This is a genomic window from Enhygromyxa salina, from assembly GCF_000737335.2.
GTDB lineage: Bacteria > Myxococcota_A > Polyangia > Nannocystales > Nannocystaceae > Plesiocystis > Plesiocystis salina_C.
Genome location: NZ_JMCC02000018.1, coordinates 1 through 15,738 on the forward strand (window position 1 = coordinate 1; position 15,738 = coordinate 15,738).

13 protein-coding genes are annotated in these 15,738 nt (G+C 68.0%); 8 read left to right on the plus strand and 5 right to left on the minus strand.

Going from position 1 to position 15,738, the window contains the following annotated elements; all coding sequences use genetic code 11:
• Nucleotides 1-143: 143 nt before the first annotated feature.
• Entirely contained in the window at nt 144-791 is a 648-nt protein-coding gene (locus DB30_RS08645) for an RNA polymerase sigma factor (protein WP_052547695.1), read from the minus strand.
• Between the two features lie 167 nt (nt 792-958).
• Between DB30_RS08645 and DB30_RS08650 the strand changes: the two genes are divergently transcribed.
• From DB30_RS08650 to DB30_RS08670, 5 genes are all read left to right on the plus strand, one after another.
• Complete coding sequence (locus tag DB30_RS08650; RefSeq protein ID WP_205632942.1) at nt 959-1,621, plus strand: sigma-70 family RNA polymerase sigma factor; 663 nt, start codon at nt 959-961, stop codon at nt 1,619-1,621.
• Nucleotides 1,618-1,971, plus strand: a complete 354-nt coding sequence (locus DB30_RS08655) for an anti-sigma factor family protein (protein ID WP_052547697.1) — start codon at nt 1,618-1,620, stop codon at nt 1,969-1,971. The genes DB30_RS08650 and DB30_RS08655 overlap by 4 nt, the downstream gene beginning before the upstream one ends.
• A gap of 32 nt (nt 1,972-2,003) precedes the next feature.
• Complete coding sequence (locus DB30_RS08660; RefSeq protein ID WP_052547831.1) at nt 2,004-2,789, plus strand: exodeoxyribonuclease III; 786 nt, start codon at nt 2,004-2,006, stop codon at nt 2,787-2,789.
• A gap of 168 nt (nt 2,790-2,957) precedes the next feature.
• Nucleotides 2,958-4,871: a M2 family metallopeptidase gene (locus DB30_RS08665; RefSeq protein WP_052547698.1), complete on the plus strand. Its 1,914-nt coding sequence runs from the start codon at nt 2,958-2,960 to the stop codon at nt 4,869-4,871.
• Nucleotides 4,872-5,194: 323 nt separating this feature from the next.
• A complete protein-coding gene (locus DB30_RS08670) occupies nt 5,195-5,617 on the plus strand; it encodes a DUF7682 family zinc-binding protein (RefSeq protein WP_052547701.1) in 423 nt (140 codons plus the stop codon).
• Between the two features lie 365 nt (nt 5,618-5,982).
• On the opposite strand, the gene DB30_RS08675 is transcribed toward DB30_RS08670, so the two are convergent.
• On the minus strand, nt 5,983-6,945 hold the full coding sequence (locus DB30_RS08675; RefSeq protein ID WP_052547703.1) for a zinc-binding dehydrogenase: 963 nt from the start codon (nt 6,943-6,945) through the stop codon (nt 5,983-5,985).
• Between the two features lie 65 nt (nt 6,946-7,010).
• The gene (locus DB30_RS08680) at nt 7,011-7,415 is read right to left on the minus strand and encodes a ribonuclease III domain-containing protein (RefSeq protein WP_052547704.1); all 405 of its coding nucleotides are present in this window, start codon (nt 7,413-7,415) and stop codon (nt 7,011-7,013) included.
• Nucleotides 7,416-7,442: 27 nt separating this feature from the next.
• Here DB30_RS08680 and DB30_RS08685 point away from each other — a divergent pair, with 27 nt between their 5' ends.
• The 3 genes from DB30_RS08685 (at nt 7,443) to DB30_RS08695 (ending at nt 13,736) form a co-directional block, all read left to right on the plus strand.
• Nucleotides 7,443-8,417 carry a DMT family transporter gene (locus DB30_RS08685; protein ID WP_052547706.1) on the plus strand — a complete coding sequence of 325 codons (975 nt, stop codon included), beginning with the start codon at nt 7,443-7,445 and terminating at the stop codon, nt 8,415-8,417.
• Nucleotides 8,418-8,561: 144 nt separating this feature from the next.
• A complete protein-coding gene (locus DB30_RS08690) occupies nt 8,562-9,053 on the plus strand; it encodes a hypothetical protein (protein WP_052547708.1) in 492 nt (163 codons plus the stop codon).
• A gap of 30 nt (nt 9,054-9,083) precedes the next feature.
• A complete protein-coding gene (locus tag DB30_RS08695; RefSeq protein WP_052547711.1) occupies nt 9,084-13,736 on the plus strand; it encodes an Lhr family ATP-dependent helicase in 4,653 nt (1,550 codons plus the stop codon).
• A 22-nt stretch (nt 13,737-13,758) separates the two neighbouring features.
• Here DB30_RS08695 and DB30_RS08700 read toward each other — a convergent pair whose 3' ends face one another.
• Nucleotides 13,759-14,421 (minus strand): hypothetical protein, encoded by a 663-nt coding sequence (locus tag DB30_RS08700; RefSeq protein ID WP_146658314.1) that lies wholly within the window; start codon nt 14,419-14,421, stop codon nt 13,759-13,761.
• Nucleotides 14,422-14,512: 91 nt separating this feature from the next.
• On the minus strand, nt 14,513-15,730 hold the full coding sequence (locus DB30_RS08705; RefSeq protein WP_240480191.1) for a GNAT family N-acetyltransferase: 1,218 nt from the start codon (nt 15,728-15,730) through the stop codon (nt 14,513-14,515).
• Between the last annotated feature and the right edge of the window lie 8 nt (nt 15,731-15,738).

Genomic DNA, 15,738 nt, shown 5'->3' on the forward strand with positions numbered 1-15,738 from the left:
CCGCAAGCGGGCGAGAAGCCCTCGCCCGAGCTGAAAACAGTTCGCTGCCCAGGGAGGACCAGCCGAACGCGACCCGGCTCGAGCAGCCCCGAGCGGGGCTCATGGGGCATCTTGGGACAAGCTGGGTTTCATGAATACTGGGATCACACTTGGGCAGGCGCGGCGGCCTGGCTGCGGTAGCCCTCGAGCAACTCGGTGAGGGCCTTGTATCCGCGGTGTGCGCGGACGCGCAGCGTGCCCTCGCGGACGCCAAGCTCGGTGCTGATCTGGGCCATGCTCTTGCCCTCGATCTTGTGCAGGGTGACGACCTCGCGCTGCGACGGAGGCAGCCCCGCGAGCGCCTGGCGAATGCGGCCAGCGAGGCCGATCTGCCGCTCTTGCTCGACCGCGATCGCCTCGATGTCGAGGGTGGGGTCGCGCATCGAGTCGAGCAGCTCGGAAGTGTCGTCCCCGGCGGTGTCGAGCTTGACCGCGCGCTCGCGGTAGATCTTGCGCAAGTGGTCGATGGTGGCGTTGCGAGCGATCGTCGAGTACCAGACGGCGACGGCGCGATCTGGATTGGCACCGGCCGGCGCGGCGAACCGCTCGCGGGCGCCGTGGGCCTTCATGAACGCGGTCTGCAGCAGGTCTTCGGCGGTCGCGGGGTTGCTGATCTTGGCGCGGATCTGGGCACGCACGGCCGGGCTCAACCGATGATAGAGCTCGGTGAAGGCCTGTTGGTCTCCGTCGAGGTAGCTGTCCATCAAAGTGGCCAGTCCTGCGTAGCGTTCATCTTGGTCGGTGCGGCTCATGGTGACTCCTGGGTTCGCTCGAACCCGTAGCGTTGGTGCTTGGATGCACGAGCGGCCGTGGAGTTACAGCGCCACCCAAGAAAGTTTGCGGACGCGGTGCGCGGGCGGTTCACCGTCGCCCGCCCAAACAGTCAGGCGGGCCTTGTTTCCGTGGTATCTGGGCTTTGGTGAGCACGGAGGCGGCATCGAGCGCAAGTGGCGCTAACGGGCCCTCGCTCGACAGCGAGGAGCGCGAGATCATCGAGGGCATGCGCGCGGGTGACGACCGCGCGTTCGAGCGCTTGGTCCGGGCCCACGTGGGTCCGCTTCGCGCGGTCGCGCTGCGCTTGCTCAAGAACGACGCGGACGCCGACGACATCGTCCAAGAAGCGTTCCTCAGCGCGTTTCGCAATTTCGACAGCTTTCGGGCTGACTCCCGGCTTCAGACGTGGCTGCACCGCATCGTGGTCAACGGCGCGCTGCAGCGCTTGCGCCGGGCCAAGCACCGCGCCGGTCAGCAGGGCGATGGCGAGCTCGTCGACGTGAGCGAGCTGCTGCCGCGCTTCGCGGCCAACGGCCACCCAGAGCACTTTTCTCAGCCGTGGGTTCAAACCATAGAAGAACTCGCCACTCGCGCAGAGACCCGCGAGCAGGTCCGGCAGATGATTGACAAGCTGCCGGACAACTATCGTACGGTGCTGATCCTGCGCGACATCGAGGAGCTCGACACCAGCGAGACCGCCGAGCTGCTCGAGCTCACCCCAGGCACCGTCAAGGTCCGCCTGCATCGAGCCCGGCAAGCGCTGCGAAACCTTCTCGAGCGTGAACTCGAACTCACCGCCAACGCATGAGCGAAGAAGAACACTGCCGCGCCGGAGTGCACGGACATCGGCCCGACATCAGCTGCCGTGAAGTCAGTGAATTCCTGCTCGCGTATCTCGACCGCGAGCTCGACGAGCCCTCCCGCGCCGAGTTCGAGCTGCACCTGAAGCTGTGTCCGCCATGCGTCAACTACCTCGAAGGCTACCGCGACACGATCGCGCTGGTGCGGGCCTGCACCCGCGACGACGCCGAGGGGGCCGCCGCAAAGTCCTGTGAGGGGCAGCCCAACCAGCGCCCCAAGAAAGCGCCACCCGAGGGGCTGATCCAAGCGATCTTGTCCGCGAAGTGTCGCGCGGCCGCCGGGAAATCCAGCGAGTGAGCAGTCGTCGCTCGCTGGGCGCGGCCAAGCCCATCACGATCTTGTCGTGGAACGTCAACGGGCTGCGCGCCGTGGCAAAGAAAGGCTTTCGCAGCTGGCTCGACGGCAGCGGCGCCGAGATCGTTGCTCTGCAAGAGGTTCGCGCCCGCCACGAGCAGCTGCCGGACGACCTGCGCGAGCCCGACAACTGGCACACCCACGTGGTCGCGGGCGAGCGGCCGGGCTACGCCGGCGTTGGAATGTACTGCGCCCGCGCGCCCGACCGGCACGAGCCCGCGCTGGGGATCCCACGCTTTGACACGGAGGGGCGGGTACAGATCGCCCGGTTTGGCCGGCTCACGATCGTCAACGCCTACTTCCCCAACGGCAACGGGCGCGAGCGCGACAACAGCCGCGTGCCCTACAAGCTCGACTTCTATCGGGCGGTGTTCGATCTGGTCCAGCGTCGGCGCAAGGCTGGGCAGCGCGTGCTGGTGATGGGCGACTTCAACACCGCCGTCCGCGAGATCGACCTCGCCCGTCCCAAGCAGAACAAGAAGACCTCGGGGTTCTTGATCGAGGAGCGCGACGAGCTCGAGCGGTGGTTGGCGGCGGGCTGGGTCGACAGCTTTCGAGAGTTCGAGCCGGGCGCCGGACACTACTCGTGGTGGTCACAGCGAGGCACGGCGCGGGCTCGCAACATCGGCTGGCGCATCGACTACGTGCTCACGTCGCCGAACTTGCGGCCGTACTTGCGCGGTGCCTTCATTCGGCCGGACGTGCTTGGGTCTGACCACGCGCCGATCGGTGTCGAGCTGGATCCCGCAGTGTTTGATTGAACGCGCTGGCCACTCATGGCTGGACGCACTGCTTGCCCTCAGCATCCGAAGGGTGCTCCAGCTCCACCGCGGTCTGCCGACGGTTCAGCGGACGGGATCATTGTTTCACCAGCGCGATGTGCGTTCGACCCAATGACAACCACCACATCGGTGGGTTAGCGTCCCCGCATGCGCAAGCCCTCGTCCCCCCCGCTCGTGCTCGCTGCTCTCGCCTCGTCGCTGGTCTTGCTCGGCTGCTCCCAGAAACCGGCTGGCGCCAAGGCCGACGGCAAGGCCGACCCCCAGGCCAAGACCGACGCCAAGTCTGGTGAGACCGCTGCGGTCGACGCGGGCGCCGACAAGCCCACCCCCGAGCAGGCCAAGGCGTTCGTGACCGAGGTCGACGCCAAGCTGCGCGAGCTGTGGACGGCCGAGTCCAAGGCCGCGTGGACCAACGCGACCGACATCACCGACGAGCACGCGGCGGCCGTGGCCGCGGCCAGCGAGCAGTCGATGGCCTACATCGGCCAAGCGATCAAGGACGCGCGCGAGTTCGATGGCGTCGAGGCCGACCCGGACACGCTCCGCCAACTCCACTTGCTCAAGGTCGCGACCACGTTGCCCGCGCCCAACGACCCGGCCAAGCGCAAAGAGCTGGCCGAGACCGCGACCAAGCTCGACAGCATGTACGGCTCGGCCAAGTGGGGTGACTGCAGCGATCCCAGGGGCCCGGCCTGCAAGGACATGGGGCAGGCAATGGAGATCATCTCGAGCAGCGACGACTACGACGAGCTGCTCGCTGCGTGGGAGGGCTGGCGGACGGTGGCACCGCCGATGCGGCCGCTGTATCAGCGCTTCGCCGAGCTCGGCAACGAGGGCGCGCGCGACATCGGCTACAAGGACGTCGGCGAGCTGTGGCGCTCGGGCTACGACATGACCCCGGCCGAGTTCGAGGCCGAGATGGAGCGGCTGTGGCAGCAGGTCAAGCCGCTCTACACCCAGCTGCATTGCCACGCGCGCGCCAAGCTCGGTGAGAAGTACGGCGTCGACAAGGTCCCCGCCGACGGCATGATCCCCGCGCACCTGGTCGGCAACCTGTGGGCGCAAGAGTGGCCCAACATCTATGACGACATGATCCCGTACAAGGATCAGCCAAGCATCGACGTGACCGAGGGCTTGAAGAAGGCCAAGTTCGACGAGCACAAGATGGTCAAGACCGCCGAGGGCTTCTTCGTGTCGCTAGGCATGGACCCGCTGCCGGACAGCTTCTGGGAGCGCTCGTTGTTCGTCCAGCCCGAGGGCCGCGACGTCCAGTGTCACGCGAGCGCGTGGGACGTTGACTACAACAACGATCTGCGCATCAAGATGTGCATCAAGATCGACATGGAGGACTTCGTCACGATCCACCATGAGCTCGGGCACAACTACTACTATCAGAACTACTACACCAAGCCGATGCTGTTTCAGGCCGGGGCCAACGACGGCTTCCACGAAGGCATCGGCGACACGCTCGCGCTCTCGGTCACGCCCGCGTACCTGCAGAGCATGGGGCTGCTGTCCGAGATCAGCGAAGATCCCAAGGCGGTGATCAACAAGCAGCTCGCGGACGGGCTCGAGAAGATCGCGTTCTTGCCCTTTGGTCTGCTGATCGATCGCTGGCGCTGGGGCGTGTTCTCGGGCGAGATCAAGCCCGAGGAGTACAACGCCGCGTGGTGGAAGCTTCGCAACGAGTACCAGGGTGTGGCGGCGCCGGTCGAACGCAGCGAGGCCGACTTCGACCCCGGCGCGAAGTATCACATCCCCGCCAACACGCCCTACGCTCGCTACTTCCTCGCGAGGATCTTGCAGTTCCAATTTCACAAGGCGCTGTGCGACGCCGCCGGCCACGAAGGTCCGCTCCACACCTGCTCGATCTACGGCAGCAAGGAGGCCGGGAAGAAGCTCAAGGCCATGCTCGCCATGGGTGCCAGCCAGCCCTGGCCCGCCGCGCTCGAGGCGATCGCTGGCACGCGCAAGATGGACGCTGGGCCGATGCTCGAGTACTTCGAGCCGCTTCAGGAGTACCTGAGCCAGGAAAACCAGGGCCGCACCTGCGGCTGGTAACGCAGATGCGTACGCCGCGCGGCGTGTGACACCCCCAGGAGCCAGCCAATTTTGGCGGCAAATCAGGAAACCACAAAACTACCTCACGCACGCGCCTTTTGGCGGTTGGCGCCAAGCGCGGGCCTCAAATGAGCTTGAATCATAAGTTGCTGCGCACATCGGGCTCTTTGGCCGTTATTGTAAACGTAGTTCAGACCACGCTATAATTGCCGCCATACGACCCCAACTCCGCGAAACAGGCGCATGTTTGCCAGGTGACAATCTGCGCGTAATGATGCTGTGCATGCTCAAAACCGGCACCAACCAGTCAAGAGGTCCCGCTAATGTCTAGAAAGAAGACCTTTCCGTGCGGACACAACGGAAAGGGACGTTTTTGTCACCACTGCGCGGCGCTCAAGGCCAACGAGGGCGCCTCAAACGGCAGTAGCTCATCCTCTAAAGACGAGCTCGATCCCGCCGAAGACAAAGAGGCGTGGCGCGAGGCGTTCGAGCAAGACCCGATCCCCCTGGCGCATCTGCCCAACAAAGGGCTTGTACGCAAGGCCAGGGTGATCTTGGAGGAGATCGGTAAGGGCGCCCCGTGGCATCAGTTCAACGGTAAGCGGCTGCAGCACGATCGAAACGTGGTCAGCGTTCCGTTAGGGCGCCGCTATCGGATCCTGTTTCGGACGGACGACGGCGCGCCTCAGCCAGTCGAGGTGATGTCACACGAGTCCTATAACGGGACCAAGCCCGGCCGCCGCTAGCCATTCTTGACCCCCACAGAGACCTTGGCCCTTCGCCGACTGCAGCCGCTTCGCGTCTGGTCGCTCCGCTCCTCGGGGCTGGCTGTTCGCATCCGCATGTGTGGCCCCCTACAAGGGGGCTTCGTTTTAGACCCCGCGGCCGGTTTGGCACTTCGCGGGTGACTCGCTTCGCTCGCTCGCGGGGGCGCTCGAGACACTGGGCTAGAGCGCCGATCAGTTTGGAGTCGCGTCGTCAGGTGCGTCTGGGGCCGTTCCTGACTAGGAGGGAGGCCGAAGCTGTATCCGGCATACTGCGAGCGCCGACCGACAACGGCAGGGGCGGTCCCAGATGTGCCTGGCGTCGTGAATTCAAACTGATTGGCGCTCTAGGAAGTCTTGGCGGGCGTGAACACGACGCGGCCGCGCAGGCCGGGTTGCTCGGCCATCGCCAACGCGGCGGGCCACTGATCCAAGCTGAACCGAGCGGCGACTTGCTCGTGCAGATCCATGGCCGCCAGCGCCTCGAGTTCGGATCGCATCCGGGCGTAGCCGGCGGTCTCGGCCCAGCGGTGCAGCCAGAACCCGCGCACGCGGATGTCCTTGAACACGAGCTGGTCGACTGGCAACTGGACGGGCTTGCGGCTCGCGGCGCCGTAGACGATCAGCTCGCCACCAAGGCGCAAGCACGAGCCCAACAACCCGGAGGTCTCGCCGCCGCTGCCATCAAAAGCAACGCGTGGGAGCCCGAGCCCCAGCGCACTCAGCCGCGCTTGTACGCCGGGTTCACGGACCAGCACGTTGTCGGCCCCAAGCCCCCATAGCTCGGCGATCGGCTCGCGCGTGCCGACCAGGGCGACGCTTCGAAGCCCGCGATCTCGCGCGAGCACGGTCAAGTAGCGGCCGACCGAGCCGGCCCCGGGGGAGTGCAAGAAGCACTCGCCGGGCTCGAGATCCGCAAGCAACACCGCAGCGGTCAGCGCTTCGATCCGCAGGGTGCACGCCCGCACGGGATCGCGATGCGCCGAGAGTGGCACCAGCGTCTCGGCCGGGGTCACCAGTCGCTCACACCACGCGCCAACTCGCACAGGCAGCAGCACGACGCTGCCAACCTCGGGCTCGCGCACCCCCTGTCCATGTTCGACGACCAGCCCGACACCCTGCGCGCCGGGGATCCCACTCGCGGGACGCAGCGGGTACAGACCGCGCAAGCTCAGTCGATCGATCGGTGAGATCGGGGCGGCCAGCACCTCGATCAGCACCTCGCCTTCGCGCGGCTGCGGCTCGGGCAACTCGACGAGCTCGAGCAGCGGCCCGGACCCGCCGGGAGGATTGCAGCGGAGCGCTCGCAAGCCGGCAGTCTACTGTTTCGGCTCGGTCGAGGCAGCTAGGTCGGCCGCTGTCAGAGAGGCGGCCCTCAGAGCATGGCTTCGATCCGCGCTTCGATCGCGGGCGCGATCAGCTGGGTGAAGCGCTCGGCCTCGCCGCCGGTCAGCCACCACGCGATCAAGGCCTCGAGCGCGGTCGCGGCTCGATACGCCCGGACGTTGCGGCCGCCCCGACCGCTGCCGCGGACGCTGGTGTTGCGGGCGCGGCCGACGACGTTGAGCTCATCCTCGCGCAGCGCTCCGGCCTCGAGCAACCCGGCGAGCAGCTCGGCCTGGGCCTCGGCGTTGACGATGCGCGCGCGCAGCTTGTCGAGGCGGTCGGTCGGGTAGTCCCCGCGCTGGCTCAGCCGCAGCCGGACCTCACGCTCGAACTCGGCGTCTCCGAGCCACGCCAGCGTGCGGATCGATCGACCGCGCAGGTTGGATGCCGGCATCGGCGGAAGCTAACATGTAGCCCAAGCATGAGCGCGAGCGCCGTTGCGATCGCCTGTGGTCTTGGCGCTGCGCTGTGCTTTGGGACCGGCGACTACCTCGCACAGCGCCTGACGCACCAGCACGGTTGGTTCGCGGCGATGTTTGGCGTGCAGGTCGCGGCCGCGCTGGTCTTGGGCTTCGTCGCGTTCGCGTGGCACGGAATCCCGACCGGCGTCAGCACGGGGAGCCTCGTCGGTGTCGTCGGCGTCGGGGTGGTCAACACGCTCGGGGTCGTGGGTCTGTACCGGGCCTTCGAGCGCGGGAAGTTGTCGTTGGTCTCGCCGATCGCGGGCTCGATGGGGGCGTTCTCGCTTGGGTTCGCGTGGTTGGTCGGGACGCCGCCGCCGCTGGGCGTGGTGCCCGGAGCGATCGCGGTGGTGGTGGGGATCGTGGGCGGCAGCGTGATCATCGAGGCACCCACGCCGACCCAGCAGCAAGACCCAGCGCCGGGGCAGACCTGGCGCGCCCGTTGGCACCAACGACGAGCCGGTCAGCGCCGGCTTGGCCGCGCGCTCGGGGTTGGCTGGGCGCTGCTGTCGGCGGTCGGGTTTGGCTGGGTGTTCTTCGTGCTTGGGCCAACGAGCGAGGCGATCGGTCCCGCGTGGGCGGTGTTTGGGCTGCGCGTCGTTGCGATCGTCATGCTCGGGATCCCGAGCTTGCTGTTCGCCCGCGGCCGGGTGATCGAGGGCGCCAGCGACCTGCGATCGCGGTCCGGCGCCCGGCTGCTCGTGGTCGCAATGCTCGACGCTGGCGGCATGCTCGGCTTCGCGTTCGGCACCAGTCGTGGGATCGCGGCGGCTGAACTCGCGATCGTGGCGGTGCTCACTTCGAGCTTCCCGCTGGTGACGGTCGCGCTGGCTCGCGTGCACCTCCGCGAGCGCCTGGACTGGTGGCAATGGCTTGGGATCGCGGCCGTATTGGCCGGCATCGTGTGGATCTCCGCCTGGTCCGGGAGCGGCTGAGCCGGGCGTCAGCGGGGCGACAGGCATTACTCTGGGCTCGATCAACGTAAGCCGAATTGCGTGGGCTTCGGTCGCGTGGCTCGCTAGATTATTCAGTTAAATCATTGAGTTGCGGGTCTACGACGGTCGTCATAGGGTCTTGGCGTGCGACGCCTTGGGTTTGTCATTGGTCTGTGCCTGCTCGCTCCCGCGATCCTGCTGCCCGCGACGACATCGGCGGCCAAGACCACCTCCGCGCCGCACCCAGCCGCCAAGGGCGAGATCCATGCGGCGTACGTCAAAGTTGCGCTGACGCGTGACGGCAACACCTTCGCGCACCCGGGCTTCTTGATGGCCAGCGACGAACAGGGCGTGTTCGTGATCCAGTGCGAGGGCAAGGACCACGAGATCACGCTCAGCTTTCGCGAGCTTGGCGAGTCACGCGCGGCCGTGCTCGTCGAGTACGGCGTCAACGGTCGGGTCCAGTGGGCCGAAGAGATCGACGTCAAAGCCGGCGACGACGCCAAGCTCGTCAAGGGCAAGAGCACCCTGACGATCAACGTTGATCCGCACGGCCAAGAGGACACGTCGCGGGGTGACGACGACCAGCTCGACGGCCCGAAGAACGACGAAGACGATCCCCTTGGCGGGATGTGAGCGCGGCCGGGACCTGGCAAGCTGAGCAGGTTGCCAGACGCGAAGTCCAGCGGCCGCGATCCACTTCGAGAATTCCACCCGGCGGTGCGCGGGTGGTTCGAGGCTGCGTTCGAGCGACCGACGCTCGCGCAGCGCAAGGGATGGCCGGCGATCTTCGACGGCGACTCGATGCTGTTGCTGGCGCCGACTGGCTCGGGCAAGACGCTCGCGGCGTTCTTGGTCGCGCTCGATCGCTTGATGTTCAAGCGCGAGCCCAAGTCCAAGCGCGAGCCCAAGTCCAAGTCGGTCGACATCCTGTACATCTCCCCGCTCAAGGCGCTCGGCGTCGACGTCGAGCGGAACCTGCGAGCGCCGCTGGCGGGGATTCGGGCGGTCGCGCAGCGCGAGGGCGCAGCGCACTACATGCCCTCGGTCGGGATTCGCTCCGGTGACACGCCGCAGGGCGAGCGGGCGCGGATGCTGCGGAACCCGCCGGACATCCTGATCACCACGCCCGAGTCGCTGTATCTGCTGCTGAGCTCGCGCGCCCGCGAGACCTTGCGCGGAGTATCCACGGTGATCGTCGACGAGATCCACTCGATGGTAGCGAGCAAGCGTGGGGCCCACCTGTTCGTGTCGCTCGAGCGCTTGGAGCACGAGCGGGGTCCCGCCGCGCCGGCCCTGCAGCGGATTGGTTTGTCGGCCACGCAGCGACCGCTGGACGAGGTCGCCCGGCTGCTCGGCGGTTGCACGCCGAACCCCGCGGACCCGGAGTCGATGCTCCCGCGCCCGGTCACGATCGTCGACGCCGGTCGCAAGCGCGCGCTCGAGCTCGAGGTCCAGGTCCCCGTGGAAGACATGGCGCGGATCGGCGAGCTCGATGTCCCCGAGGTCGAAGCGATCGTCGCAGCGGGGCCCAAGCCGAGCACGGTGACGGCGACCTTCGCCGGGGAGAAGCGCTCGATCTGGCCGTCGATCCACCCGCGCTTGGTCGAGCTGATCCGTGCGCATCGCTCGACGATGATCTTCGTCAACAACCGCTCGCTGGCCGAGCGGCTGAGTCAGGCGATCAACGCGCTGGCGGGCGAGGAATTGTCGCTGGCCCACCACGGCTCGCTCTCGAAAGAGACCCGCGCGGTCGTTGAAGATCGGCTCAAGCGCGGCGAGCTGCCGGCGATCGTCGCGACCAGCTCGCTCGAGCTCGGGATCGACATGGGCGCCGTCGACCTCGTCATCCAGATCGAAGCGCCGCCTTCGGTGGCCTCGGGTCTGCAGCGGATCGGTCGGGCCGGCCACCAAGTGGGTGGGGTCGCCCGCGGGGTGATCATTCCCAAGTACCGCCACGATCTGCTGGCCTGCGCGGCGGTGATCCAGCACATGCGCGCCGGCCACGTCGAGCCAACCTTCTACCCGCGCAACCCGCTCGACGTGCTCGCGCAGCACATCGTCGCCATGGTTGGCGTCGCGGAGCAGTGGGACGTGACCGCGCTGTTCGAGCTGATTCGTGGCGCCGCACCGTTCTCGGAGCTCAGCCGCCGATCGTTCGAGAGCACCCTCGACATGCTGGCCGGCCGCTACCCCTCGAGCGAGTTCGCGGAGCTGCGCCCGCGGGTGATCTGGGATCGCGTCGAGGGCCGGGTGACGGCCCGCAAGGGCGCCCAGCGGCTGGCTGTACAGAACGCGGGCACGATCCCCGATCGCGGGCTGTACGGCGTGTTCATGCTTGGCGAAGGCGGGGCCCCGGGCACCCGGGTTGGCGAGCTCGACGAAGAGATGGTGTTCGAGTCCCGCGCCGGCGACGTGTTCGTGCTTGGGGCCAGCTCGTGGAAGATCGTCGAGATCACCCGGGATCGCGTGGTCGTGGTCCCGGCCCCTGGCGAGCCCGGCCGCATGCCGTTTTGGCACGGCGATGGGCCGGGTCGGCCGATGGAATTTGGCCGCGCGATCGGGGCCTTGGGTCGCAAGCTCGACAAGCTCCCGCGCGAGCGAGCCGAGGCGGTGCTGCAGTCCGAGCACGCCCTCGATCCGCTCGCGGCCCGCAACTTGGTCGACTACCTGCACGATCAGCGCGAGGCCACCGGCGTGCTGCCAAGCGACAAGACGATCGTGGTCGAGCGCTGGATGGACGAGATCGGTGACTGGCGCGTGGCCGTGCTCTCGCCGTTTGGCGCCCGCGTGCACGCGCCGTGGGCGACGGCGGTTGCGGGGCGGCTGCGCGAGCACAGCGGCGTGCAGGTCGACATGCTGTGGACCGATGACGGGCTGGCGTTTCGCTTGCCCGAGGTCGAAGAGCCGCCGCCCGCCGCGATGTTCTTCCCCGAGCCCGACGAGGTCGAGCGCCTGGTGATCGACAACCTGTCGGGCTCGGCGCTGTACGCTGGGGCGTTTCGTGAGAACGCCGCGCGGGCGCTGTTGCTGCCGCGCAAGCAGCCCGGCAAGCGCACGCCGCTGTGGATGCAGCGCAAGCGCTCGGCTGATCTTCTGCAGGTCGCGAGCCGCTATCGCAGCTTTCCGATCATCTTGGAGACCTACCGCGAGTGCCTGCGCGACGTGTTTGATCTGCCGGCGCTGATCGAGCTGTTGCAGCAAGTCGCGGATCGCCGGGTTCGGGTCCGCGAGGTCCAGAGCACCAGCGCCTCGCCCTACGCGGCCGCGCTGGTGTTCACCTGGATCGGGAATTTTTTATACGACGACGATCAGCCCCGGGCCGAGCGTCGGGCCCAGGCGCTGGCGCTGGACTATGCCCAGCTGCGCGAGCTGCTTGGTGACGCGCAGCTGCGTGAGCTGCTCGATCGTCACGCGGTCGACGAGGTCGAGCTGCTGCTGCAGCGGCTGGATCCGCGGCGAGCGATCCGCGAGCTCGACCATGTTCACGACGCCCTGCGCGAGCTCGGCGAGCTCTCGCGTGACGAGCTGCGCGAGCGCTGTCAGGTCGAGCGTCGCGCGGAGCTCGACGCCTGGGTCGACCGCTTGATCCAAGAGCGGCGCGTCGTCGAGGTGACGATCGGCGGCGAGCGACGGGCGATCGCGGCGGAGGACGCCGGCCGCTACCGCGACGCGCTGGGCGTGGTGCCGCCGATCGGTCTGCCGCAGGCCTACCTCGAGCTGGTCGAGGCGCCGCTCGAAGACCTCGTCGCTCGCTACGCGCGGACCCACGTCCCGTTCATCGCTGGCGAGGTCGCGCGTCGTCTGGGTCTTGGGCTTGGCCCGATCGTCGCGGTGCTCGAGTCCTTGCGCCGCCAAGATCGCCTGCTCGAGGGCGAGTTCCTGCCCGGCGGGCGCGAGCGCGAGTGGTGCGACGTCGAGGTCCTGCGTCGGCTCAAGCGGGCTTCGCTGGCCAAGCTCAGCGCCGCGGTCGAGGCCGTCGAGCCGCGCCTGTACGCGCGCTTCTTGCCGCACTGGCACCGGATCGACAGCCCGGGCTCGGGGCTCGACGATCTCGTCGCCGCGATCGAGCAGATCCAGGGCGTCCCGATCCCATTTGGTGATCTCGAGCGCGCGGTGCTGCCGGCAAGGATCCGCGGCTTCCACCCCGGCATGTTGGATCAGCTGTGCGCGAGCGGGGAGCTGACATGGCGCGGCTTCGAGGCGCTGGGCAACGACGACGGCCGCGTCGCGCTGTACCTGAGCGGACACTTCGCCGCGCTCGCGCCGGTCACCGCGCCGCTCGAGGGCGAGCTCGCGGCCAAGCTCCGCGAGCTGCTCGAGCGCCGCGGGGCCATGTTCTTCGCGGATCTCGAGCGCGGCCTTGGTGGGTTTCGCAACGAGCTGCTGGCCACCTTGTGGGACATGGTCTGGGCCGGCGAGCTGAGCAACGACACCTTCGCGCCGCTGCGTTCGCGCGCGCGTGGAGCCGGCCCCAGCGCCAAGGGCCGCAGCTTCGCGCGGCGCCGGCCCTCGCTGCATGGGCAGCTGCAGCACCGTCGCGCCGGGCCAGCTGGCAGTGAGGGGCGCTGGTCATTGCTGGAGGTCGCGCGCCCAAGCGAGACCGAGCGCGCGGCGGCGTTGAGCGTGCAGCTGCTCGAGCGGTTTGGGGTTGTGACCCGCGAGGCGGTGCGCAGCGCAGGTGTGGCTGGCGGGTTCACGGCTCACTACCCGATCTTCAAGGCCATGGAGCAGGCCGGAAAGATCCGCAGGGGCTACTTCATCGCGGGCATGGGTGGCGCCCAGTTTGGGTTGCCGGGCGCGGAGGACCGACTGCGCGAGCAGGTCGACGCCGCGCCGATCGTGATCTCGAGCGCGTGCGACCCCGCGAACGCGTACGGCGGCGGGTTGCCGTGGCCCCGGCGCGAGGGCGGAGCCAAGCCCCAGCGGGTCGCTGGCGCCCACGTGTTCATGTTCGATGGTCACCTGCTGGCGTGGTTGTCACGCACCGAGAAGCACTTGCTGTGCTTCATCGACCCCGCGCAGATCCCCGACGCTGCCGAGCGAGAGCGCTGCGCGACCGGCCTCGCCGAGGGGCTGCTCGAGCTGCTGCATCAAGAGCAGGGCCGCCGCAAAGCGATGTTGCTCGAGAAGATCGACGACGAGTTTGGCAACGACCACTGGCTCGCGGGCCCGCTGTGCGAGGTTGGATTTCGCAAGACCCACGACGGGCTGCTGCGCCAGCGCGATCGCAGCTGGGAGCGGGACACCTCAGGCAAGAAAGGTTCGCGGGCGATCGTCGGGGCCGTCGAGCGGCGAGCCACCGACGACGACTCGTAGTTCGCTGCCCGAAAGCGGGCGCTCAGCTCTCGGGGAGCGGGTACGAGTCCCACGGCAACCGCCCGAGCAGACCGGCGGCGACGGGCACCCACCACGCGAGGCCATCGTGGCCGCCGAGCTCTTCGAGCACCAGCGTGCGGGTGAGCGAGGGGTTGCCCAAGCGCAGCGCCTCGATCGCGATCACCATCATCGGCCCAAGCTGGCGATCACGGGGAAAGTCCTTGCGCCCGAGCATGGTCAGCGCGCCTTCGAAGTCGCCGAGCAACGCCCGGATCGCGACGACCTCCTCGCGCTGCGAGTCGTCTTCGCAGCGGACCCAGGCCTCGTCGAAGTGGCGATCCAGCGCGAGCGAGAGGTGCGGCGGCGCGGCCTTGCGCGCGTGGCTGAGCACCGAGACCGACGAGTAGGGCGGGAACATCTCGGCGAGCTCGTCGCCGTGGGGCAAGCTGGGATCGAGCGCGGAGTGCTCGTCGTCGCCCGCGTGCACGTGACCGACCTCCGAGAGCAGCCGCTCGGCACGCGCTGCCAGACCACCGAAGCCGCCCAAGATCGCGATGGCCCCGATCTCCCGGGCTCGCCAGCCGTGACGGCGGCCGTCCTCGGACTCGAGCTCGAGCCAAGTGACCGCGCTGCGAAGTAGCCCACGGGCCAGGTGTTGGTCTAGCGCGGCGGTGGCCGGTTCCATCGGCGGGAACATGCCACGAGTCCACGGCGGCGGCCAGACGGACCCCGCCAGAGGCCCCACATGCGCGAGTGACCGCGCGGTGCGAAGCCACCTACGGTTCGCGGTAGGGGCCGTAGCTCTGGAGCTCCCGCACGTGGTGGGTGATCGCCTGGGTCTCTTCCCGCAAGAATTCCCGCACGCCGTGGTCGAGGCCGGGGTGCCGCAGCCAGTGAGCCGAATGGCAGATCACAGGCAGGAATCCTCGCAGCAACTTGTGCTCACCCTGGGCGCCGGCCTCGAACAGCGGGGTGCCACGCGCGATGCAGCGCTCGATCCCGGCGTAGTAGGCCGCCTCGAAGTGGAGGAACTCGAGCTCGCGATCGCAGCCCCAATAGCGCCCGTACAGCCCTTGCTCGGTCTCGAAGAACAGCGCGCCAGCGATCGGCTCGCGCTCGCAGGTGGCCTCGAGGAACTGGACGCGCTCGGGCGCGAGCTCGAGCAGCGCATGGAAAAAATTGGGACGCAGGTACTGGCGACCGCCATAGAGGTTGGTTGTCCGTCGGTAGAAGCGGTCCAGCGCGGCGAGCTGCGACGCGGTGAGCTCGGCGCCGGGGACGAAGCGGGTCGCGTCGATCGGCGCCTGCGCCCGCCGTCGCTCCTTGCGGATCTGCTTGCGCTTGCGCGAGGTCAGCTGGCCAAGAAACTCGTCGAAGTCCGCGTATCCGCGGTTGTGCCAGTGAAATTGGTAGCTCGAGCGGGCGGCGAAGCCGGCCTCGACCAGCTGCTCGCGCTCGGCTTGGGTCATGAACAACCAGTGGATCGAGGCGCACTCGCGGTCATCGGCGAGCGCCCGGACGCCTTCGATCAGGCGCTGGGTCACGGCGCGTCGACCGGCCTCGTCGAGCGCCGGATGCAGCAGGATCCGCCGACCGGTCGCGGGCGTCGCTGGGGCGGCGATCACCAGCTTGGGGTAGTAGGGGATCCGGGCGTTGGTCGAAGCCCGGGCCCAATGAAAATCGAAGATGTACTCGCCGTAGCTGTGATCTTTGACGTAGGCTGCGACGGCGCCGAGCAGCTGCGGCTGTCGACCCCCCACCCGATCAGGGGAGTTTTCCTGCGCAGCCTCCAGCGCGCCCCCGGCCGCAGGCAGCTCCCCCTGGACCAACAGGTAGTGCGGATCCCACCCGGCATCCGCGCCCACCGACTCCGACACCTCGAGGGCACGAAGAAAACCCCACTCCAAAAACGGCGATGGCGCGTGATCCAGGGCGTTCCAGCTCGCGCGTTCGACGCTTTCGATGCTCCTGCGCTCTGTGAGAGTCAGATCCACGAGGCCGA